Genomic DNA, 22,651 nt, shown 5'->3' on the forward strand with positions numbered 1-22,651 from the left:
GTAATGCCGTCATGGGCATGATCGCCAATACCCAACTGAAAGCCGCACGGGGACCGCTGCTGCTCGACTGGCGCCCCGAGGACCCCGAGTTCTGGGCGCGCAACGGCAAGCGCATCGCCAGCCGCAACCTGTGGATCTCGATTCCCGCGCTGCTGCTCGCCTTCGCCGTGTGGATGATCTGGAGCACGGTGACCGTGCGCCTGAACAGCGCCGGCTTCGCCTTCAGCAACGACCAGCTGTTCCTGCTCGCGGCGCTGCCGTCGATCTCCGGCGCCACCCTGCGGGTGTTCTATTCGTTCATGGTGCCGATCTTCGGCGGCCGTCGCTGGACCGCCCTGAGCACCGCCTCGATGCTGATCCCGTGCATCTGGCTGGGCTTCGCCGTGCAGGACCCGAGCACCCCGTACTGGGTGTTCGCCCTGATCGCGCTGCTCTGCGGCTTCGGCGGCGGCAACTTCGCCTCGAGCATGTCCAACATCAGCTTCTTCTATCCGAAGAGCCAGCAGGGCACCGCCCTCGGCCTGAATGCCGGGCTCGGCAACCTCGGCGTCTCGGTGATGCAGTTCGCCGTGCCGCTGGCGGTGGCCGGCGGCCTGTTCGGCGCCTTCGGTGGCGAGCCGCAGCAGCTCGGCGACGGCGGTCGCCTGTGGCTGCAGAACGCCGGCTGGATCTGGGTGCCGTTCATCGCCGTGGTATCGGTCGCGGCCTGGTTCGGGATGAACGACATCGCCGACGCCAAGGCCTCGTTCCGCGACCAGGCGGTGATCTTCAAGCGCAAGCACAACTGGCTGATGTGCTGGCTGTACGTGGCCACCTTCGGCTCGTTCATCGGCTTCTCGGCCGGCTTCGCGATGCTCAGCAAGACCCAGTTCCCCGACATCAACCCGCTGCAATACGCCTTCCTCGGTCCGCTGGTGGGCGCCCTCAGCCGGCCCCTGGGCGGCTGGCTGGCGGACAAGTTCGGCGGCGCGCGGATCACCCTGTGGAACTACGCACTGATGATCGGCGGGGTGCTCACGGTGATCGCCTTCCTGCCGGGCGACGGCGGCCAGGGCAACTTCTTCGGCTTCCTTGGCGCCTTCATCCTGCTGTTCTTCTTCGCCGGCATCGGCAACGGCTCAACCTTCCGCATGATCCCGGTGATCTTCCGCAACGAGTGGGCCCGGCGGGTGCGCGACGGCCAGGCCGACGAAGCCGGCGCGGCGCGCAACGCGAGCATGGAGTCGGCCGCGGTGATCGGCTTCTCCGCCGCCATCGGCGCCTTCGGCGGGTTCTTCATCCCGAAGGCGTTCGGCACCTCGCTGCACATGACCGGCAGCGCCGAGGGCGCCCTCTACGTGTTCATCGCCTACTACCTGAGCTGCATCGTCGCCACCTGGTGGTGGTACGCGCGCAAGGGTGCGGAGAGTCCCTGTTGAGTCCGTCGGCAGCAGCCCGCGGCAACCCCTGATTAGCGTTGTAACGCCCGGCACAGACCGGGTGAGGAGATCAAGATGAGTCACCTGCTCGACCGCCTGCAGTTCTTCAAGAAGAAGCAGGGCGAATTCGCCGATGGCCACGGCGAGACCAGCAACGAGAGCCGCGCCTGGGAAGGTGCCTACCGGCAGCGCTGGCAGCACGACAAGATCGTGCGCTCCACCCACGGGGTGAACTGCACCGGCTCCTGCTCCTGGAAGATCTACGTGAAGAACGGCCTGATCACCTGGGAAACCCAGCAGACCGACTACCCACGCACCCGTCCGGACCTGCCCAACCACGAGCCGCGCGGCTGCCCGCGCGGGGCCAGCTATTCCTGGTACATCTACAGCGCCAACCGCCTGAAGTACCCGAAGGTGCGCAAGCCGTTGCTCAAGCTCTGGCGCGAGGCGCGGGCGCAGCACGGCGACCCGGTGAACGCCTGGGCCAGCATCGTCGAGGACGCCGCCAAGGCGAAGAGCTACAAGAGCCAGCGCGGCCTGGGCGGCTTCGTCCGTTCCAGCTGGGACGAGGTCACCGAGATCATCGCCGCGGCCAACGTCTACACCGCCAAGACCTACGGTCCGGACCGGGTGATCGGCTTCTCGCCGATCCCGGCCATGTCGATGGTCAGCTACGCCGCCGGCGCCCGCTACCTGTCGCTGATCGGCGGGGTCTGCCTGAGCTTCTACGACTGGTACTGCGACCTGCCGCCGGCCAGCCCGCAGATCTGGGGCGAGCAGACCGACGTGCCGGAGTCGGCCGACTGGTACAACTCCAGCTACATCATCGCCTGGGGCTCCAACGTGCCGCAGACGCGGACCCCGGACGCGCACTTCTTCACCGAGGTGCGCTACAAGGGCACCAAGACCGTCTCCATCACCCCGGACTATTCCGAGGTGGCCAAGCTCACCGACCTCTGGCTCAACCCCAAGCAGGGCACCGACGCCGCGCTGGGCATGGCCTTCGGTCACGTGATCCTGAAGGAATTCCACCTCGACCGGCCGAGCGCCTACTTCGTCGACTACTGCCGCCAGTACACCGACATGCCGATGCTGGTGTTGCTGGAAGAACACGCCGGCGGCGCGTTCAAGCCGACCCGCTACCTGCGCGCCGCCGACCTGGCGGACAACCTCGGCCAGGACAACAACCCCGAGTGGAAGACCATCGCCTACGACGAGCGCAGCGGCGGGCTGGTCTCGCCCACCGGCGCCATCGGCTATCGCTGGGGCGAGTCAGGCAAGTGGAACATCGCCGAGCTGGACGGCAGGAGCGGTGACCAGACGCGCCTGCAACTGTCGCTGCTCGATGGCCCGGAACATGCCTGCGAGGTGGCCTTCCCGTATTTCGCCGGGCAGGAGCACCCGCACTTCAAGGGCGTCGCCAACGACGAGGTACTGCTGCGCCGGGTGCCGTTCCGCGAGATCGTCGCGGCGGACGGCAAGCGCCTGCGGGTGGCCACCGTCTACGACCTGCAGATGGCCAACTACAGCATCGACCGCGGCCTGGGCGGCGACAACGTGGCGACCTCCTACGAGGACGCCGACACGCCCTATACCCCGGCCTGGCAGGAGCGCATCACCGGCGTTCCGGCGGCGCGCGCGACGCAGGTCGCCCGCGAGTTCGCCGACAGCGCCGACAAGACCCGCGGCAAGGCGATGGTGATCATCGGCGCGGCGATGAACCACTGGTACCACATGGACATGAACTACCGCGCGGTCATCAACATGCTGATGATGTGCGGCTGCATCGGCCAAAGCGGCGGCGGCTGGGCGCACTATGTCGGCCAGGAGAAGCTGCGCCCGCAGACCGGCTGGGCGCCGCTGGCCTTCGGCCTGGACTGGAGCCGGCCGCCGCGGCAGATGAACGGCACCAGCTTCTTCTACCTGCACAGCTCGCAATGGCGCCACGAGAAGCTGTCGATGCACGAGGTGCTGTCGCCGCTGGCCGACGCCAGCCGCTTCGCCGAACACGCCCTGGACTACAACATCCAGGCCGAACGCCTCGGCTGGCTGCCGTCGGCGCCGCAACTGAACCGCAATCCGCTGCGCATCGCCGCCGAGGCCGAGGCCGCCGGCCTGCCGGTCGCCGACTACGTGGTGCGCGAACTGAAGAGCGGCGGCCTGCGCTTCGCCAGCGAATCGCCGGACGATCCGCAGAACTTCCCGCGCAACATGTTCATCTGGCGCTCCAACCTGCTGGGCTCCTCCGGCAAGGGCCACGAGTACATGCTCAAGTACCTGCTCGGGGCGAAGAACGGGGTGATGAACGATGACCTCGGCAAGGCCGGCGGTCCGCGTCCCACCGAGGTCGACTGGGTCGACGACGGTGCCGAGGGCAAGCTCGACCTGGTCACCACCCTGGACTTCCGCATGTCCTCCACCTGCATGTACTCGGACATCGTCCTGCCGACCGCTACCTGGTACGAGAAGGACGACCTCAACACCTCCGACATGCACCCCTTCATCCATCCGCTGTCGGCGGCCACCGATCCGGCCTGGGAAGCCAAGAGCGACTGGGAGATCTACAAGGCCATCGCCAAGAAGTTCTCCGCCGTCGCCGAAGGCCACCTCGGCGTGGAGCAGGACCTGGTCACGGTGCCGCTGCTGCACGACACCCCCACCGAGCTGGCGCAGCCGTTCGGCGGCGACGGCCATGACTGGAAGAAGGGCGAGTGCGAGCCGATGCCGGGACGCAACCTGCCGACGCTGCACCTGATCGAGCGCGACTACCCGAACGTCTACCGCAAGTTCACCTCGCTCGGTCCGCTGCTGGACAAGCTGGGCAACGGCGGCAAGGGCATCGGCTGGAACACCGAGAAGGAAGTGAAGCTGGTCGGCGACCTCAACCATCGCGTCGTCGAGAGCGGCGTCAGCCAGGGCCGGCCGCGCATCGACAGCGCCATCGACGCCGCCGAGGTGGTCCTCGCCCTGGCTCCGGAAACCAACGGCCAGGTCGCGGTCAAGGCCTGGGAAGCGCTGTCGAAGATCACCGGCCGCGAGCACGCCCACCTGGCGCTGCCCAAGGAAGACGAGAAGATCCGCTTCCGCGACATCCAGGTGCAGCCGCGCAAGATCATCTCCAGCCCGACCTGGTCCGGCCTCGAGGACGAGCACGTCAGCTACAACGCCGGCTACACCAACGTCCACGAGCTGATCCCGTGGCGCACCATCACCGGTCGCCAGCAGTTCTACCAGGACCACCCGTGGATGCAGGCGTTCGGCGAAGGCTTCGTCAGCTACCGGCCGCCGGTCAACACCCGGACCACCGAGAAGCTGTTGAACAGGAAGCCCAACGGCAACCCGGAGATCACCCTGAACTGGATCACCCCGCACCAGAAATGGGGCATCCACTCCACCTACAGCGACAACCTGCTGATGCTCACCCTGTCGCGCGGCGGTCCGATCATCTGGCTCAGCGAGCACGACGCGGCCAAGGCCGGGATCGTCGATAACGACTGGGTCGAGGTGTTCAACGCCAACGGCGCGGCGACCTGCCGCGCGGTGGTCAGCCAACGGGTCAAGGACGGCATGGTGATGATGTACCACGCCCAGGAACGCATCGTGAACGTACCCGGCAGCGAGACCACCGGCACCCGTGGCGGCCACCACAACTCGGTGACCCGCGTGGTGCTCAAGCCGACCCACATGATCGGCGGCTACGCCCAGCAGGCCTGGGGCTTCAACTACTACGGCACGGTCGGCTGCAACCGCGACGAGTTCGTCGTGGTGCGCAAGATGAGCAAGGTCGACTGGCTGGACGAACCCCGCCACGGCGGACTCGGCGGCGACGCCCTGCCGCAACCGCTGCCCCAGGACATTTGAGGAGAGACGCCATGAAAATTCGTTCGCAAGTCGGCATGGTGCTGAACCTCGATAAATGCATCGGTTGCCACACCTGCTCGATCACCTGCAAGAACGTCTGGACCAGCCGCGAAGGCATGGAGTACGCCTGGTTCAACAACGTCGAGACCAAGCCCGGGATCGGCTACCCGAAGGAATGGGAAAACCAGGAGAAGTGGAAGGGCGGCTGGGTGCGCGCGGCGGACGGTTCGATCCGCCCGCGCATCGGCGGCAAGTTCCGCGTGCTGGCGAACATCTTCGCCAACCCGGACCTGCCCGAGATCGACGACTACTACGAACCGTTCGACTTCGACTACCAGCACCTGCATACCGCGCCCAAGGCCGAGCACCAGCCGGTGGCGCGCCCGCGCTCGCTGGTCTCCGGGCAGCGCATGGAGAAGATCGAGTGGGGCCCGAACTGGGAGGAGATCCTCGGCACCGAGTTCGCCAAGCGGCGCAAGGACAAGAACTTCGACCAGGTCCAGGCGGACATCTACGGTGAGTACGAGAACACCTTCATGATGTACCTGCCGCGCCTCTGCGAGCACTGCCTGAACCCGGCGTGCGTGGCGTCCTGCCCGAGCGGGGCGATCTACAAACGCGAGGAGGACGGCATCGTCCTGATCGACCAGGACAAGTGCCGCGGCTGGCGGATGTGCATCTCCGGTTGTCCGTACAAGAAGATCTACTTCAACTGGAAGAGCGGCAAGTCCGAGAAGTGCATCTTCTGCTACCCGCGCATCGAGGCCGGCCAGCCCACCGTCTGCTCGGAGACCTGCGTCGGGCGCATCCGCTACCTCGGCGTGCTGCTCTACGACGCCGACCGCATCCACGAAGTGGCCAGTTGCGAGAACGAGCGCGAGCTGTACGAGAAGCAACTGGAGATCTTCCTCGATCCGTTCGACCCGGCGGTGATCGCCCAGGCGCGCAAGGACGGGGTGGCCGACAGCGTCATCGAGGCGGCGCAGAAGTCGCCGGTGTACAAGCTGGCGATGGACTGGAAGCTGGCCCTGCCGCTGCACCCGGAATACCGCACGCTGCCGATGGTCTGGTACGTGCCGCCGCTGTCGCCGATCCAGAACGCCGCCGCCGAGGGGCACATCGGCAGCGACGGGGTGATCCCGGACGTGGAGTCGCTGCGCATCCCCGTGCAGTACCTGGCCAACCTGCTCACCGCCGGCGACACCGCGCCGGTGCTGCTGGCGCTCAAGCGCCTGCTGGCGATGCGCGCCTACAAGCGCGCCGAGCACGTCGAAGGTCGCCAGGACCTGGAGGTACTGGCCAAGGTCGGGTTGAGCGTGGAGCAGGTGGAGGAGATGTACCGCTACCTGGCCATCGCCAACTACGAGGATCGCTTCGTGATCCCCAGCGCGCACCGCGAGGAAGCGCTTTCCGATGCCTTCGCCGAGCGTTCCGGCTGCGGCTTCAGCTTCGGCAACGGCTGTTCCGGCGGCAGCAACTCCGCCGTCAACCTGTTCGGCGGCAAGCCGACCAACCGCCGCGACGTGATCCAGGTCGTGCAGATCCAGGAGTGAGCGCCATGAACGATCACAGCCAACTGTTCCGCCTGCTCGCCCTGCTACTGGACTACCCGCGCGCCGAGCTGCGCGAGGAGAGCCTCGGCCTGCATGCGCTGATCCGCACCTGCGAACTGCCGGAAGCGCTGCGCGACGGCCTCGCGGCGCTGCTCAACGAGCTCTGCCAGGGCGACCTGCTGGACGTCCAGGCGCGCTACGACGGTCTCTTCGAGCGCGGCCGCTCGGTCTCGCTGCTGCTCTTCGAGCACGTCCACGGCGAGAGCCGCGACCGTGGCCAGGCGATGGTCGACCTGCTCGACCGCTATACCGGGGCTGGCCTGCAGATCGACGTACCGGAGCTGCCGGACTACCTGCCGCTGTACCTCGAATACCTGTCGCTGCTGCCGTTCGCGGCGGCCAGCGAAGGGCTCGCCGAAGTGGCGCACATCCTCGGCCTGCTGGCGCTGCGCCTGGAGGAACGTGGCAGCGCCTACGCGGCGATTTTCGAGGCGTTGCTGGAACTCGGCGGCGAGCGCCCGGACCTCGGCGCGTTGCGTCGCGACCAGGCCCAGGAACAGCGCGACGACAGCCTGGAGGCCATCGACCGGGCCTGGGAGGAAACCCCGGTGAGCTTCACCGACCCTGCCGGCGGTTGCCCGTCGAGCAGCGGCCGCCGTCCGACGGCGTCCACCGAACAACCATTGCAATGGGTCGCCCAGCCGGTACCGCAGATGCAGTATCGAGCGGCCCGCGAAGGAGTCTGAGCATGTCGACCAATCTTCTGTTCTTCGGGATCTATCCCTATGTCGCGCTGCTGATCTGCCTGGTCGGCAGCTGGGCGCGCTTCGACCTCTCGCAGTACACCTGGAAGGCCGGTTCCAGCCAGATGCTCAGCAAGAAGGGCATGCGGGTATACAGCAACCTGTTCCACGTCGGCGTGCTGTTCATCCTCGCCGGCCACTTCGTCGGCCTGCTGACCCCGGCCTCGGTCTACCACCACCTGATCAGCACCGAGAACAAGCAACTGCTGGCGATGGTCTCCGGCGGCTTCTTCGGCGTGCTCTGCTTCATCGGCCTGAGCGGACTGATCCTGCGCCGCCTGACCGACGCGCGGGTGCGCGCCACCGGCAACGCCTCCGACCTGATGATCCTGCTGGTGCTCTACGCCCAGCTGATCCTCGGCCTCTCCACCATCGTCGCCTCGACCCATCACATGGACGGCTCGGTGATGGTGATGCTCGCCGACTGGGCCCAGGCCATCGTCACCCTGCGTCCGCTGGCGGCGGCCGAAGCCATCGCGCCGGTGGGCCTGGTCTACAAGCTGCACGTCGGCCTGGGCCTGACCCTGTTCGTGCTGTTCCCCTTCACCCGCCTGGTGCACATCGTCAGCGCGCCGGTGTGGTACCTGGGCCGGCGCTACCAGATCGTGCGCCAGAAACGTCCTGCCTGAACCCTGGGCGGCCGGCGCATCCGGCGCCGGCCCGCCGAACCGAGGTGATCGATCATGAGTTGCTCCCACTACGAAGAACGCGTCGAGAAGGTCGAACTGCCGCAACTGAAGGTCAACGGCGTGGCCATCGGCGAAGACCTGCTGGCCCGCGAACTGCAATACCACCCGGCGGACAGCTACGCGCTGGCGCTGGAGGCCGCCTGCCGTGCGCTGATCGTCCGCCAGTTGCTCCTGCAACGGGCCGACGCGCTGGGCATCGAGGCCCGCTGCGAAGACGGCGAGACGCCGGAGGAAGCGCGCATCCGCCAATTGCTGGAGGAAGAGGTGCAGGTCCCGGAAGCCGACGAAGACGCCTGCCGGACCTGGTACGCGGCCAATCCGGGACGCCTGCTCGGCCCCTGGCGCCTGCAATTGCGCCATGTGCTGCTGGCCTGCGCGCCGGACGACCTGGAAGGCCGCGAGACGGCGCGCAAGCAGGCCGCGGAGCTGCTCGACGAGTTGCGCGGGCATCCCGAGCGCTTCGTCGACCTGGCCCGGCGTTTCTCCGCCTGTCCGTCGAAGGAGGCGGGCGGCGACCTCGGCTGGATCGAGCCGGGGCAGACCGTCCCCGAATTCGAGAAGCGCCTGCTGCGCCGCGCGCCCGGGCTGCTGGAGCATCCGCTGGAAAGCCGCTATGGCCTGCATGTGGTGGAACTGCTGGCGCGCGAGGGCGGCGAGCCGCTCGACTTCGACGCGGCCCGCGCGCAAATCGCCGCGCACCTGCAAGCGCAAGTGTTGCAGCGGGCCGTGGGGCAGTACATCGGCGTGCTGGCGGGAGACGCCTGCATCGAGGGCTTCGCCTTCGAGGGCGCGGATGGGGCGCTGGTGCAATAGGTTTCGGCGCCGTTGTTTCCCTCTTCCTCCCGCACATCAATCGGAGTACCCAGGACATGACCGACTGGATCGATGGCCAAGGCCGACAGATCGACTACCTGCGCCTGTCGGTCACCGACCGTTGCGACTTCCGCTGTGTCTACTGCATGGCCGAGGACATGCGCTTCCTGCCGCGCCAGCAGGTGCTGACCCTGGAGGAGATCGAGCGGGTCGCCCGGCTGTTCGTCGCCGGCGGCGTGCGCAAGCTGCGCCTGACCGGCGGCGAGCCGCTGGTGCGGCCCGGCATCGTCGGCCTGTGCGAGCGCCTGGCGGCACTGCCGGGGCTGCGCGAACTGTGCATGACCAGCAATGGCTCGCAACTGGTGCGCTACGCCCGGCCGTTGTACGACGCCGGCCTGTCGCGTCTCAACATCAGCCTCGACACCCTCGATCCGCTGCGCTTCCGGGCGATCACCCGCAACGGCGAGCTGGACAAGGTGCTGGCCGGCATCGACGCCGCCCAGGCCGCCGGTTTCCGCCGGATCAAGCTGAACGCGGTGGTGATGAAGGGGCGCAACGCCGATGAGGTGCCGGCGCTGGTGGACTTCGCCATCGCCCGCGGCCTGGATATCAGCTTCATCGAGGAGATGCCGCTTGGCCAGGTCGGCCGCGAACGTGGCGAGAGCTTCTGCTCCAGCGACGAAGTACGCGCGCTGATCGCCCAGCGCCACGCCTTGCTCGACAGCGCCGAGCAGAGCGGCGGGCCGGCGCGCTACGTGCGCCTGGTCGAGCATCCGCAGACACGCATCGGCTTCATCTCGCCGCACTCGCACAACTTCTGCGCCACCTGCAACCGCCTGCGCCTGACCGTCGAGGGCCGCCTGCTGCTGTGCCTCGGCCACGAGCATTCGCTCGACCTGCGCGCGCTGCTGCGCCGCCACCCGCTGCACGACGGGCCGTTGCTGGAAGCGATCGGCGAGGCGCTCCAGCGCAAGCCGGCGCGCCATGAATTCAGCGCCGCCGGCGAGGTGCAGGTGCTGCGCTTCATGAACATGAGCGGCGGCTGAGGCGACTCAGGGCGTAGCCAGCGGGCCTCGTGGCAGGCGCACCACCTCGAGGCCGTCGAGCCACTTGACGTGGCGCGGGCCGCTGCGCAGATCGCCTGTCGAGACCAGCGCCAGCGGGCCTTCGCCAGGATCCAGGGCGAGGCCGTTCTTCTGGTAGGCCACCAGGATCTCGTCGCCGGCCTCGCTGTTGTACAGCTCGCCCCAGGAAAACACCACGGCATAACCGTCCCTGGAACTGCGCGCGACCACATAGCTGCGCCGCGCGTCCTGGTGGCCGGGCATGTCCAGCCCGGCCTGGTCCAGCACGTCGCTCAGGCGCACCCCCCGGTACTCGCGCTCGGCGCCGACCTGGGCGCCAGACTGGCAGACCATCGCCAGCTTGCCGCTGTCTTGCGCCGGTAGCTGGCGTAGCGCGGTGAGGTCGAGGCGCAGCTCGCGCTGCACCGCGCCGTACACGTGCAGCGAGGCGTCCGCGGCGACGCCGAGGGCGGGCAGGGCCGTGCACAGGGCGGCCAGTGCGAGGCGTTTCAATAGCGGTATTTCATGCCGAGCCATAGGGTGCGTCCTTCTTCGATGAATCCTTCGTTGTAGGCGTATCGGCGATCCGCCAGGTTGTTCAGCGCCAGGCTCAGGGCCAGTTCGCGGCTGGCCTGGTATTCGCCATGCAGGTTGAGCAGCGCGAAGCCGGCGGCGCGCCGGCTGCCGCCGGTATCGCTGTAGGTCCGGGAACGGGCTTCGCCGCTGAGCACCAGGTGCAGCGGCTCCAGGGCTTGCCAGTCGGCCCAGGCGAACAGTTTGTGGCGCGGCAGGCCGGTGACCACGCCGGCCTCGCTGCTGCGCCAGTCGCTGTCGATCCAGCTGTAGTTGGCGCCCAGCTCCAGGCGCTGCGCAGGCCTGCCGCGCAGGCCCAGGTCGAGGCCCTGGTAGACGATCTCGCCGACATTGCGGTTCTGCGCCAGGTTCGGCCCGAGGTCGGTGGCCTGGATGGCATCGCGCACCCGGTTGTGGAACAGCGCGAGGTCCAGCGTGGTGTCCTGGCCGAAGGCGCGGCGGTAGCGCAGTTCGACCAGGCGCGCGCGCTCCGGGTCGAGGTCGGGGTTGACCAGCACGGTCTGGCCGACGGCGGGGCGGAAGGTGGTGTAGCGGTCCTTGAGGGTGGCGAAGCGGCTACGGTCGGCCAGGTTCAGCTGGACTTCGCTGGCTTCGTCGAGCGGATGCACCAGGCTCCATTGCCAGTTGAACGCCTCGGCGTCGTTGTCCGGGTATTCCTTCTCGCTGGTCCGGCCCTGGCGGTCGGTCTTGTACTCCCGTGCCTCCAGGCTTTCCCGCCAGTCGTAGCTGACCCCGAAGATCATCCGCGTGGCCGCGTCGAGGGCCCACTGGTATTCGCTGGAGAGCGACCAGGTGCGGTCTTCGAAGCGCCCCCAGGGCCCGCGGTCCTGGCGTTCGCGGTGGACGTCCTGCTTCCAGTGCAGGGCGAAGGCCAGGCTGTCGTCCTCGCGCAGGCCCTGGCTGAGTTCCACCCCGGCGCCGTCGGACCAGTCGTCGTACTGGCTGCGACTGCCCTTGCGGGCCTCCAGGTCGGCGCGACTGTTGTACTGCTCCAGGGTGTTCTGGAAGGTGTCGCGGTAGAGGCGCGTACGCAGGCGCGTGCGTTCGCCGAGCTGGGTGCTGGAGTTGAAGTACAGGCCTTCCTTGTTCCAGTCCGGCCAGCGCCAGTAGCGGCTCTGGAACGACGGATCGCTGCCGGCGTAGGGTGGCGACTGCTTGTCGCCGTCCTGCTTGAAGTAGGTCAGCACGTATTCGTCGCTGGCATTGGGCGTCAGGCCCAGCTTCAGGGTGCCGCGGGCGTCGCGGCTGGCCGAGTTGGCGCGTTCGCCGTGGCTACCCAGGTCGTCGCTGTCGCGCAGGCCGCCGGGGAGGGCGCGGGCGTCGCGGTCGAGCCAGGCGCCGCTGGCCTGGAAGAAGCCCTGGCGGCCCTTGCCGCCGAGGGAGAAATCCGCCGCCCGGCCGACCCGCCCTGCGTCGCGCGCCCAGCCCTGGCTGAGGCCGAAGCCGGCCTCGAAGGGGCGGGTCGGGCGACGGGTCGCCAGGTTGATCGCCCCGCCGAGCATGTTCGGCCCCTGCAACAGCGAGGCGTAGCCCTTGGACACTTCGATGCCGGCCAGGTCCGAGGTGAGGAAGCGGCCGAGGTCGATGTTGCCGTCGTAGGGCACGTAGACCGGCACGCCGTCGATGAACAGCGGCACCTGGCGCGAGTCGAAGCCGCGTACGCTGACCTGGCGTTCGTTGCGGTTGCCGCCGCCTTGCAGGTAGACGCCGGGGAGGGTGTTCAGCGCCTCGCCGACGTCGCGGCGGTCGAAGCGCTGGAAGTCTTCGCGGGCGACGCTGTCCGGCGGGCTGAGGGAATTGCCCCAGGTGCTGACTTCCATGTCGGGAAGCGCGATCGGCGTCTCCGCCTGGGCAGTGGCAGCGCCCAGCAGGGACAGTGCCAGGCTGGGGACCAGCCGGTTGGAAAGAAGGTTTTGCATGGTAGCGGCGATCTCGTTATGTATTTTTTTACATAACGATCTATGAAATATTCATCAGGGTAAATACCCATTAAGAGCAATTCGGAATTATTTATCTATATAGCGAATTCAGAAGGGCGGCGGCGGGACGAAAAAATCCCCGCGGCATGAGCGTGACGCGGGGATCCAGGCGTAAATAGAGCCTTAACCGTGATAGCTGAAATGGAGCAAGGGGGTGATGTCTGCGTAGCGGAACACCTCGCGGGTGGCTGTGTATGGCTCAAGACTAAGTCCCGCGGGCCGGCGGGCCTATTCCTCGAAGGAGGTAAGGAGGGGTAGCGGAGGAGGGACGGCGATTGACGATGTATACTTTTTGGTCCAGATTGGACGAAAAGTATAAAGGCGGATCACCGTCTGTTTCCTGCCCGGGCCGCGGGCGCACCTTCGTCACCCCTGGAGTCGTCCATGATCAAGTCGCTGAACACCAAGAACCTGCTGGGAGGCCTGCTGCTCGGCGTGCTCGCCAGCGGATCCGCCGTCGCCGCCGATGGCAACCTGCGGATCGGCATCGAGGCCGCCTACCCGCCGTTTTCCTTCAAGACCGCCGAAGGCGAACTGGCCGGCTTCGACTACGACATCGGCAACGCGCTGTGCGCGCAGATGCAGGTGAAGTGCCAGTGGATCGAGCAGGAGTACGACGGCCTGATTCCCTCGCTGAAAGTTCGCAAGATAGACGCCGCGCTGTCCTCCATCACCATCACCGAGGAGCGCCGGCGCTCGGTGGACTTCACCCACAAGTACTACTTCACGCCGGGCCGCCTGGTGATGAAGGAAGGCGCCCAGCTCGACGACAGCTTCAGCCAGTTGGCCGGCAAGCGCATCGGCGTGCAGCGCGGCGCTACCGCCGACCGCTTCGCCAGCGCGGTGCTGGCCAAGGCCGGTGCCGAAGTGGTGCGCTACACCAGCCAGGACGAGATCTACCTGGACCTGGTGGCCGGCCGCCTCGACGCCACCTTCGCCGACTCCATCCCGCTGCAGACCGGCTTCCTCGATACCCCGCGCGGCAAGGGCTACGCTTTCGTCGGGCCGGAGTTCAAGGACCCGAAATACTTCGGCGAGGGCGCCGGGATCGCGGTGCGCAAGGGGGACGCCGAGCTGGTCGGCAAGCTCAACGCGGCGATCGACGCGATTCGTGCCGACGGGACCTACAAGCGCATCGAGGGCAAGTACTTCAAGAGTGACATCTACGGCGACTGACCGCTCGCCGGCGGCGGCTGCCGTCAGTCGCCGCCTTCCTTCAGCTCCTTGAGGTGCTTGTAGACCGTCGCCCGGCCCATGTTCAGCACGTTGGCCACATAGTTGGCCGCGCTCTTGCCCTTGAACGCGCCCTCGGCGTGCAGGGCCAGGACCAGTTCGCGCTTGTGCTCGCGGGTCAGCAGGTTCAAGCCGAGCTGGCGCTGCCGCAGCCAGCCGTGCAGGAAGGTGTTGATGCGCTCCTGCCAGTCGTCGCGGAACAGCGCGTCCGGTTGCGGGATCAGCTTGCTCGGCGAGAGGAACAGGTCGAGTGCCGCCTTGGCGCTCTCGAACAGGCTGATGTTCAGGTTGATGCACAGCACCGCCAGCGGCTGGCCGGCGGAGTCGCGCAGCACGGTGCTGACCGAGCGGATCTTCTGCCCGTCCCAGTTGAGCTTCTCGTAGGGACCGATGTTGCGCTCGTCGCTATCGCCTTCGAGCATGTCTTCCAGCGCCGAGTCGTCGCCGACCTCGCGCTTGGACAGGTTGTTGGCGATGTAGTCGACCCGCTGGCTGCGCAGGTCGTGCAGGACCACTTCGGCGTGGGGGAAGAACAGGGTGGCGATGCCGTCGGCGATCGCCCGGTAGTTCTCCAGGCTGGGGTCTTGGCTCGGGCTCATGCGCAGGAACTCTCGTGGGACGGCGGGCGAGGCGAGTGTGCCGCAAACCCGCCGCCGGGTCATCAGGGGGACAGGCGGCGCGGCGACAGCATCGCCTCGTCCAGGCCGTGCTCGCGCAGGTGCGCCGGCAGCGGCTGGTGGCGGATCAGCGCGGCGCTGGCCTCGCCCATCGCCGCCGAGGTCTGGATACCGTAGCCGCCCTGGGCGGCGACCCAGAAGAAGCCTTCCGCATCGGCGGCGTAGCCGGCCACCAGGTCGCCGTCGGCGACGAACGAGCGCAGCCCTGCCCAGGTGTGTTCCGGACGGCGAATGGTGAGGGTGGTGGCTTCTTCGATCAGGTACATGCCGGTGGCGATGTCCAGTTGCTCGGGCTGCACGTCGTGGGCCTCGACCGGATCGGCGTTGGCCGGCGAGCCGAGCAACATGCCGGCGTCCGGCTTCAGGTAGAAGGATTCGTCGAGGCTGACCAGCATCGGCCAGTCGTGGCAGTCGATGCCCGGCGGCGGGGCGAAGATGAAGGCCGAGCGGCGCTTGGGCTGCAGGCCCAGCGGGCGGACGCCGGCCAGCCCGGCGATGGCGTCGCACCAGGCGCCTGCGGCGTTGACCAGCACCGCCGCGCGGTAGCTGCCGGCGTCGCAGCGGACTTCCCAGGCGCCGTCGACCCGGCGGATCTCCAGCGCTTCGTGGTTGCACAGGACCTGCCCCTGGTTGCGGCGGATGCCGCGCAGGTAGCCCTGGTGCAGGGCGTCGGTATCGATGTCGGCGCCGGTGGGGTCGTAGGTGGCGCCGAAGACCTTGTCGCGACGCAGCACCGGCACGATCGAGCAGGCCTGTTCCGCGTCCAGCAGGCGCATCTGCGGCACCAGCGCCTTGCCGCTTTCGTATTGACGGCGGAGTTCTTCCGGATCGTCGCTGAAGTCGACCACCATTTCCGGACGCGGGCTGAGCAGCGGATGCTCGCAGAAGCCGGCCGGCGGGTTGTCGAAGAAGGCCCGGCTGGCGGCGGTGAGCGCGCGCACCTGGGGTGTGCCGTAGGCCACCGTGTAGTGCGCGGCGGAGCGGCCGGTGGAGTGGTAGCCGGGCTGCGCCTCGCGCTCCAGCACCACGACCCGGCCGTGGGCCGACAGCCAGTAGCCGGTGGATGCGCCGGCGATGCCGGCACCGATGACGAGGTAATCCGCTTCGATCATGCTGCTCTCCTGCATCGCGCGATCAGCCTGCCTGGCGCAGGCGGTAGAGGGCGTTGGCCAGGGCTACGTCTTCCAGGCCCAGGCCGATCGAGCGGAAGAACGCCGGGCGCCGGTATTCCGGACGTGGCGCCTGGCCGCTGAGCAGTTCGGCGAGGTCGCCGCGGATCGCCTCGGGGCTCCAGCCATGCTGTTCGGCGGCGATCAGCATCTCGCCGGCGGAGCCTGGGGTGGTGTGCCGGTAGTCGCAATAGACGTCCATGGCCGCCAGGCTTTCCGCCGGTACCTCATGGGCGCGGGGCGCGTTGGTGCTGATCGAGGTGACCAGCGCCGGGCGCTTGAGTTGGCGCGGGTCGATCACTGCTCGGGCCGAGGAGGTGCAGAGCAGGATCACATCGGCTTCGTCCAGCGCTTCCTCCAGGCTGCCGGCGGCTTCGGCGCGCGGGTCGATGGCGCGCAGGCTTTGCAGGCGGCGCTCGTCCAGGCACGGCGAATGGACTCGCACGCCCTGCCAGTCACGCAGGCCCTTCACGTATTGCAGGTGGGCATGGGCTACCGGTCCGCTGCCGATCAGCGCCAGGCGGCCGGCCTCGGCCGGAGCCAGGGCATCCACCGCCACGGCGGTGGTGGCGGCGGTGCGCGCGGTGGTCAGCCGGGCGGCATCGCAGAGCAGCAAGGGCTGGCCGGTCTGCATCGACATCAGCAGGGTCCAGGCGGTGACCAACGGGCCCTGTTCGCGAACGATGTAGGGTGAAGTCTTGACTCCGTAGACCTGTTCCTGGGCGAGCACGCCGAGGTAGTTGATGAAGTCGCCGCGACCGGCGGGGAACTCCACCAGTTGCTGGGCCGGCTGGAGCGCCTGGCCGGCGGCCAGGTCGAGGAACAGCTGGCGCATGGCCTGGAGGACGTCGATACGGGCGAGCAGTTGCTCGGCTTCGGCCTGCTGGACGATCAGGGGAGTGGCGGCGCTCATGCGATCTCCGGAATGGATGTAAACAATTTGTCCATTCTGGACTTTAAGGTATTGCCGGGCAAGCGCCGACCCGCCTCGATGACCGACGGCGGCACCTGCGTGTCGCAGAAACGAAAAAGGCGAAGCCGGATGGCTTCGCCTTTTTTCTCCACGCCTGCGTTCAGTGCTTGCGCGGTACCGGCTTGAGCAGTTCGGCCGGCGGCATCTCGCAGGTGATCTTGCGGCCCAGCAGTTCTTCGATCGGCGGCAGGGCGAAGGCATCGTCCTCGCCGGCGAAGCTGATCGAGGTGCCCGAGGCGCCGGCGCGGCCGGTACGACCGATACGGTGCACGTAGTCGTCCGGGTCCTCCGGCAGGGTGAAGTTGATCACATGGCTGATGCCGTCGATGTGGATGCCGCGGCCGGCCACGTCGGTTGCCACCAGGACGCGGATCTTGCCTTCGCGGAAGCCTTCCAGGGTGCGGATGCGCTTGTGCTGCGGTACGTCGCCGGACATCTGGGCGGCGCTGATGCCGTCCTTGGTCAGGCGTTCCTCGATGCGGCGGACTTCGTCCTTGCGGTTGGCGAAGACCATCACCCGTTCCCAGTTGTTCTGTGCCACCAGGTTGTACAGCAGCTTGTACTTGTCGCTGCCGGCCACGGCGTAGACATGCTGCTCGACGGTATCGCTGGCGACGTTCTCCGGCTCGATCTCGACGATCGCCGGATCGACGGTCCACTGCTTGGCGAGGTTCATCACGTCGTCGGTGAAGGTCGCCGAGAACAGCAGGGTCTGGCGTTCGCCCTTGTGCGGGGTCTGCCGGATGATCTGCCGGACCTGCGGGATGAAGCCCATGTCGAGCATGCGGTCGGCTTCGTCGAGGACCATCACCTCGACCATGTCCAGGTGCACCTCGCCGCGCTGGTTGAAGTCCAGCAGACGGCCGGGGGTGGCTACCAGGATGTCGCAGAAGCGCGCTTCCAGCTGCTTGAGTTGCTTGTCGAAGTCCATGCCGCCGACGAAGGTCATCACGTTCAGCCCGGTGTACTTGGTCAGCGCCGCGGCGTCCTTGGCGATCTGTACCACCAGTTCGCGGGTCGGGGCGATGATCAGCGCGCGCGGCTCGCCCATGTAGCGCTCTTTCGGCGGCGGGGTCTGCAGCAACTGGGTGATGATCGAGATGAGGAACGCGGCGGTCTTGCCGGTACCGGTCTGGGCGCGGCCGATGGCGTCCTGGCCGCGCAGGGTGAAGCCCAGTACCTGCGCCTGGATCGGCGTGCAGTAGGGGAAGCCGAGGTCATGGATGGCGTGCATCAGGCTCGGGGCGAGGTTGAAGTCGTGGAAGCGGGTCTTGCCTTCCTGCGGTTCGACCACGAAGTCTTCCAGCTTCCAGTTGTCCACCGGCTTCGGCTTGCGTTCGCGGCGCGGCTTGTCGCTGCGCGGCTTGGCGTCCCGGCCTTCTTTGGCGGCGGGTTTGGCGGGCTTTTCGCCTTTCTCGGTCTTTTCAACGGCGCGCGGGGCGCCGGACTCGTTGTCGGCGCGCGGGGCGCGCGGTTTGCGTGGGCGTTTCTCGGTCGGCTTTTCGCCGGTGGGGGCGGAACCTTTCGCGGTAGCGCCGGCAGGGCCTTGCGGGACCGGGGAGGAACCGCTCTGCGGCTGGGTTCCGTCGGCCTTGCCGAAGATTTTCTTGAGTGCTTTGAGCACGGCGATCTCGTAGTGGTTAAGGAATGAACGGGCGCCAGTGTAAAGCATGTTGCCAGCGGGGAGAAATCCATGCTTGGCCGGCGCCTTCCAGGCCTGGCCGGACGGGGCCTGGAGGGGGCTGCGCGAAGCTCCCGGGGCAGCCTCCGGGAGGGCTCGTGCGCGCGACCGGCGGCGCGCTACAAAAAGACAACGGTAGGGCGGCGACGGGGGTGGCATCTTCGGGACGGTGCCGGAGCGATCCGGCGAGTGTCCGCCCACTCACCAACGGAAGAACAAGAAAACCATGAATCCGTCCCCATCGATCGCCGGGCTGAGCGATATCGAAGCCCTGGAACGCGTGCCGCTGGAACAGCGCGACCTGCCGTCCAGCACCTACGAACTGTTGCAACGCTCGGCCCAGCGCCACGGCCAGCGTATCGCCCTGAGCTGCCTGCTGCATGGCAGCGCCGCCGAAGAACCGTTGCGGATCAGCTATGCCGAGCTGTTCGCCCGCGTCACCCAGACCGCCAACGCCTTGCACCGGCTGGGCCTGGAAAGCCACCAGGCGGTGTCCTTCCTGCTGCCCAACCTGCCGCAGACCCACTACGTGATCTGGGGCGGCGAGGCCGCCGGGATCGTCAATGCGATCAACCCGCTGCTGGAGCCGGAGCACATCGCCGAGCTGATCCGCGCCTCCAACACCCGGGTGCTGGTGACCCTGGCGCCGTTCCCCGGCACCGACCTGTGGCAGAAGGTCGCCGGCCTGCGCGCCCAGTTGCCGGAGCTGTACGCGATCGTCGTGGTCGATCCGGCCAACCTGTTGCCGGCGCCGCAGCGCGAGGCGCTCAAGGCCCAGCGCGGGCCGCTGCCGGAGGGCGTGCTGGACTTCGATACGCTGATCGCCGACTGCCCGGCAGACCGCCTGGAGAGCGGACGGGCGATCCATCCGGACGACGTCGCTTCCTATTTCCACACCGGCGGCACCACCGGCACGCCGAAGCTGGCGCCGCACAGCCACTTCAACGAGGTGGCGATGGCCGAGATCATGGGCCTGAACGCCGACTACGGGGTGGACGACGTGCTGCTCTGTGGCCTGCCGCTGTTCCACGTCAACGGCGTGATGGTTACCGGCCTGGCGCCCTTCCATCGCGGCGCCCAGGTGCTCCTGGCCGGGCCCCAGGGCTACCGCAATCCGACCCTGATCCAGGACTTCTGGAAGCTGGTGGAGCGCTACCGGGTCACCAGCTTCAGTGGCGTGCCGACCATCTACGCGGCGTTGCTGCAGGTCCCCAGCGATGGCCGCGACCTGTCCAGCCTGCGTTTCGCCCTGTGCGGCGCGGCGCCGATGCCGGTGGAGCTGATCCGCCAGTTCGAGGCGCGTACCGGGCTCAAGGTGATCGAAGGCTACGGCCTCACCGAAGGTACCTGCGGCACCAGTTGCAACCCGCGTGGCGGCGAGCGCCGGCCCGGTTCGATCGGCCTGCGCCTGCCGTACTGCCAGGTGAAGGTCGCGGTGCTCGACGGCGAGGGCAATTACCTGCGCGATGCCGCGCCGAACGAGGTGGGCAACCTCTGCCTGAAGGGCCCGACGGTGTTCAAGGGCTACCTGCAACAGGACCGGAACCGCGATATCTGGATCGGCGATGGCTGGTTCAATACCGGCGACCTCGGTCGTATCGACGAGGACGGCTACATCTGGCTCACCGGGCGCAGCAAGGACCTGATCATTCGCGGTGGCCACAACATCGACCCACAGATGATCGAAGAAGCGCTGCACCGGCATCCGGCCGTGGCCCTGGCGGCGGCGGTGGGCAAGCCGGACGCCAAGGCCGGCGAGCTGCCGGTGGCGTATATCCAGCTCAAGCCCGGCGCCAGCGCCAGCGAGGAAGAGCTGCTGGAACACGCCAGCCGCCACGTACCGGAGCGCGCGGCGGTGCCCAAGGATGTCTGGCTGATCGAGAGCATGCCGGTCACCGCGGTGGGCAAGACCTTCAAGCCGGCGCTGCGCCTGGACGCGATCCGCCGGGTGCTGGAGGAGGAAAGCCGGAGGATCGCCGAGGATATCCGCGTGGAGGTGGTCGCCGACGAGCGCCACGGCCAGCTCGCCCACCTGCACGTTCCCGCGCTCGACGAAAGACGCCGGGCGGCGCTGGAAGAGCTGCTCGGCGGCTACGCGCTGAACTACCGGCTGCACGCTGTCTGAGAGAAGCTCCGGGCGTCAGAGGCGCTTGCGCAGCCAGGCGCCGATGTCGTGGATTTCCTCCAGGGACACCTCGTGGCCCATCGGGTAGTCGTGCCAGCCCACCTCCACACCCTGCGCCTGCAAGGCGTCATGGGCCGCGCGGCCGAGCGCCGGGTCGACCACGTCGTCCTGGCTGCCATGCAGGTGCAGGACCGGAATCCGCTTGTGGCGCTCGTCCAGCGCCAGGTCGTCGAAGGTCGGCGCGTAGGTGGATAGCGCCAGCACCCCGCCGAGCGGCTGGGCGTAGCGGCGGAAGGCGGTATGCAGGACCACCGCGCCGCCCTGGGAGAAACCGGCGAGGATGATCCGCTCGGCGGCGATGCCCTTGGCGCGCTGTTCATCGATGAGGGCGATGACCTGGTCGGCGGAGGCGTTCAACTGGTCTTCGTCGATGGCCCGCGCCGGACTGAAGGCAAGGATGTCGTACCAGCTCGGCATGACCCAGCCGCCATTGACCGTCACCGCCTGGCTCGGCGCCTGGGGGAGGATGAAGCGGGTGCTCGGCAGGACCACCTGCAGGGCTTCGGCCACCGGCTTGAAGTCGGTACGGTCGGCGCCCAGGCCGTGCAGCCAGATGATGCAGGCGTCGGCATTCGGGGCATCGAGGATCAGGGGTTCGCTCATAACGGCTCCAGGCAGGGGGCATATGCGTTCGGAATGGGAGGACCATTCGACAACAGGCGCTTTCCCGCTCGCAAGTCGGCCAGATTGTCGCAGATCATGCATTCGCCAATTTCCCGCGGATGCGCTTTGCTAAGGGAAGTGCGCCGGGCACGCCGTTCGTCGCCCGCCGCCGTCGCACCGCCGGCTGCCCCTGCCGGTGCCGCGGCGCTTGCGGTTACAGTGCGGCGACCGGCCCGGGAAGCGACCGGCGCGGGGCCGGCGGTTCACCCAGGGGCGGCGAAGGGAGTGGCGAACAGATGACAATAATGAAAGGTACCTGGCTGCTGCTGGCCGCCGTCTGCCTCGGCGCCAGCGCCACGGCCGAGGCCGGTGCGACGCTGGATGCGGTGAAGCGCAAGGGCTACGTGCAGTGCGGCGTCAGCGACGGCCTGCCGGGGTTCTCCTACGCCGACGCCAAGGGCCGTTTCAAGGGGCTCGACGTCGACATCTGCCGGGCGCTGGCCGCCGCGCTGTTCGGCGACGCCGAGAAGGTGCGCTTCACCCCGCTGTCCGCCACCGAGCGGTTTTCGGCGTTGCAGTCCGGCACGGTCGACCTGCTGTCGCGCAACACCTCATGGACCAGCTCGCGGGATACCGCGCTGGGCATCCACTTCACCGGCGTCACCTATTTCGACGGCCAGGGCTTCCTGGTCAATCGCAAGCTCGGCGTGTCCAGCGCCCGCGAACTGAAGGACACGACGGTGTGCATCCAGTCCGGCACCACCAACGAGCTGAACGTGGCGGACTACTTCCGGGCCCACGGCATCCGCTACAAGGCGGTGCTCGACGACAGCTACGAGAAGAGCGCCCGTGCCCTGGAGGCGGGGCAGTGCGACGTGCTCAGCTCCGACCAGTCGCAGCTCTACGCCCAGCGCCTGAAGCTGGCCAAGCCGGAGCAGTACGTGGTGCTGCCGGAAGTGATCTCCAAGGAGCCGCTCGGCCCGGCCGTGCGGCAGGGCGACGAAGCCTGGTTCAACATCGTCCGCTGGACCCTGTACGGCCTGCTCAACGCGGAAGAGCTGGGGGTCACCTCGAGCAACGTCGAGCGCCAGGCCAGGGACAGCCGCAACCCGGACGTCGCCCGCCTGCTCGGCAGCGAGGGCGACGCTGGCAAGGACTTGCAACTGCCGCGCGACTGGGTGGTGCAGATGGTGCGCCAGGTCGGCAACTATGGCGAGATCTTCGCCCGCAACGTCGGCGACGGCAGCCCGCTGAAGATGCCGCGCGGCCTCAACGCGCAATGGAATCTCGGCGGCCTGCACTATGCGCCGCCGATCCGCTGACCGGCGGGGGGCTGGCTGAACTCTCGCCAGCACC

17 protein-coding genes are annotated in these 22,651 nt (G+C 67.8%); 10 read left to right on the forward strand and 7 right to left on the reverse strand.

The genetic code is table 11. The features are described from left to right. Positions 1-11 precede the first annotated feature (11 nt). The 7 genes from narK2 to moaA all read left to right on the forward strand — a co-directional run bounded on the left by narK2 (position 12) and on the right by moaA (position 10,183). Positions 12-1,418, forward strand: coding sequence for a nitrate/nitrite transporter NarK2 (narK2, locus tag HMPREF2924_RS07375; RefSeq protein ID WP_015502408.1), 1,407 nt, complete (start codon positions 12-14; stop codon positions 1,416-1,418). Positions 1,419-1,493: 75 nt separating this feature from the next. Next, the gene (locus tag HMPREF2924_RS07380; RefSeq protein WP_015502409.1) at positions 1,494-5,279 is read left to right on the forward strand and encodes a nitrate reductase subunit alpha; all 3,786 of its coding nucleotides are present in this window, start codon (positions 1,494-1,496) and stop codon (positions 5,277-5,279) included. Positions 5,280-5,290: 11 nt separating this feature from the next. Continuing rightward, positions 5,291-6,832: a nitrate reductase subunit beta gene (gene narH, locus HMPREF2924_RS07385; RefSeq protein WP_003092958.1), complete on the forward strand. Its 1,542-nt coding sequence runs from the start codon at positions 5,291-5,293 to the stop codon at positions 6,830-6,832. Positions 6,833-6,837: 5 nt separating this feature from the next. Next, positions 6,838-7,578, forward strand: a complete 741-nt coding sequence (narJ, locus tag HMPREF2924_RS07390; protein ID WP_003092956.1) for a nitrate reductase molybdenum cofactor assembly chaperone — start codon at positions 6,838-6,840, stop codon at positions 7,576-7,578. 2 nt (positions 7,579-7,580) lie between these two features. Continuing rightward, positions 7,581-8,264 (forward strand): respiratory nitrate reductase subunit gamma, encoded by a 684-nt coding sequence (narI, locus tag HMPREF2924_RS07395; RefSeq protein ID WP_003092953.1) that lies wholly within the window; start codon positions 7,581-7,583, stop codon positions 8,262-8,264. Between the two features lie 54 nt (positions 8,265-8,318). Next, positions 8,319-9,137: a peptidylprolyl isomerase gene (locus tag HMPREF2924_RS07400; protein ID WP_003092951.1), complete on the forward strand. Its 819-nt coding sequence runs from the start codon at positions 8,319-8,321 to the stop codon at positions 9,135-9,137. A 56-nt stretch (positions 9,138-9,193) separates the two neighbouring features. Continuing rightward, positions 9,194-10,183, forward strand: coding sequence for a GTP 3',8-cyclase MoaA (gene moaA / locus HMPREF2924_RS07405; protein ID WP_003092949.1), 990 nt, complete (start codon positions 9,194-9,196; stop codon positions 10,181-10,183). 6 nt (positions 10,184-10,189) lie between these two features. On the opposite strand, the gene HMPREF2924_RS07410 is transcribed toward moaA, so the two are convergent. Together HMPREF2924_RS07410 and HMPREF2924_RS07415 are read right to left on the reverse strand one after the other, a co-directional pair. Beyond that, positions 10,190-10,738 (reverse strand): molybdopterin-dependent oxidoreductase, encoded by a 549-nt coding sequence (locus HMPREF2924_RS07410; RefSeq protein WP_009313429.1) that lies wholly within the window; start codon positions 10,736-10,738, stop codon positions 10,190-10,192. Next, positions 10,711-12,714 carry a TonB-dependent receptor plug domain-containing protein gene (locus tag HMPREF2924_RS07415; RefSeq protein WP_003129557.1) on the reverse strand — a complete coding sequence of 668 codons (2,004 nt, stop codon included), beginning with the start codon at positions 12,712-12,714 and terminating at the stop codon, positions 10,711-10,713. The genes HMPREF2924_RS07410 and HMPREF2924_RS07415 overlap by 28 nt, the downstream gene beginning before the upstream one ends. A 444-nt stretch (positions 12,715-13,158) precedes the next feature. Here HMPREF2924_RS07415 and HMPREF2924_RS07420 point away from each other — a divergent pair, with 444 nt between their 5' ends. Beyond that, a complete protein-coding gene (locus tag HMPREF2924_RS07420; protein WP_003118292.1) occupies positions 13,159-13,950 on the forward strand; it encodes an ABC transporter substrate-binding protein in 792 nt (263 codons plus the stop codon). Positions 13,951-13,973: 23 nt separating this feature from the next. Here HMPREF2924_RS07420 and dauR read toward each other — a convergent pair whose 3' ends face one another. From dauR to rhlB, 4 genes are all read right to left on the reverse strand, one after another. Continuing rightward, the gene (dauR, locus tag HMPREF2924_RS07425; RefSeq protein WP_003113779.1) at positions 13,974-14,606 is read right to left on the reverse strand and encodes a transcriptional regulator DauR; all 633 of its coding nucleotides are present in this window, start codon (positions 14,604-14,606) and stop codon (positions 13,974-13,976) included. Between the two features lie 62 nt (positions 14,607-14,668). Beyond that, positions 14,669-15,796, reverse strand: a complete 1,128-nt coding sequence (gene dauA, locus HMPREF2924_RS07430) for an FAD-dependent catabolic D-arginine dehydrogenase DauA (protein WP_003122058.1) — start codon at positions 15,794-15,796, stop codon at positions 14,669-14,671. A gap of 22 nt (positions 15,797-15,818) precedes the next feature. Continuing rightward, positions 15,819-16,766 carry an NAD(P)H-dependent anabolic L-arginine dehydrogenase DauB gene (gene dauB / locus HMPREF2924_RS07435; RefSeq protein WP_003119268.1) on the reverse strand — a complete coding sequence of 316 codons (948 nt, stop codon included), beginning with the start codon at positions 16,764-16,766 and terminating at the stop codon, positions 15,819-15,821. 160 nt (positions 16,767-16,926) lie between these two features. Beyond that, positions 16,927-18,450 (reverse strand): ATP-dependent RNA helicase RhlB, encoded by a 1,524-nt coding sequence (gene rhlB / locus HMPREF2924_RS07440; RefSeq protein ID WP_031690612.1) that lies wholly within the window; start codon positions 18,448-18,450, stop codon positions 16,927-16,929. 283 nt (positions 18,451-18,733) lie between these two features. Here rhlB and HMPREF2924_RS07445 point away from each other — a divergent pair, with 283 nt between their 5' ends. Next, the gene (locus tag HMPREF2924_RS07445) at positions 18,734-20,632 is read left to right on the forward strand and encodes an acyl-CoA synthetase (RefSeq protein WP_003129568.1); all 1,899 of its coding nucleotides are present in this window, start codon (positions 18,734-18,736) and stop codon (positions 20,630-20,632) included. A gap of 15 nt (positions 20,633-20,647) precedes the next feature. Here HMPREF2924_RS07445 and HMPREF2924_RS07450 read toward each other — a convergent pair whose 3' ends face one another. Next, complete coding sequence (locus HMPREF2924_RS07450) at positions 20,648-21,295, reverse strand: alpha/beta hydrolase (RefSeq protein WP_003129570.1); 648 nt, start codon at positions 21,293-21,295, stop codon at positions 20,648-20,650. A 296-nt stretch (positions 21,296-21,591) separates the two neighbouring features. Between HMPREF2924_RS07450 and HMPREF2924_RS07455 the strand changes: the two genes are divergently transcribed. Next, on the forward strand, positions 21,592-22,617 hold the full coding sequence (locus HMPREF2924_RS07455; RefSeq protein ID WP_003129572.1) for an amino acid ABC transporter substrate-binding protein: 1,026 nt from the start codon (positions 21,592-21,594) through the stop codon (positions 22,615-22,617). Positions 22,618-22,651: the final 34 nt, after the last annotated feature.

This window comes from Pseudomonas sp. HMSC063H08, assembly GCF_001813645.1.
Classification (GTDB): domain Bacteria; phylum Pseudomonadota; class Gammaproteobacteria; order Pseudomonadales; family Pseudomonadaceae; genus Pseudomonas; species Pseudomonas aeruginosa.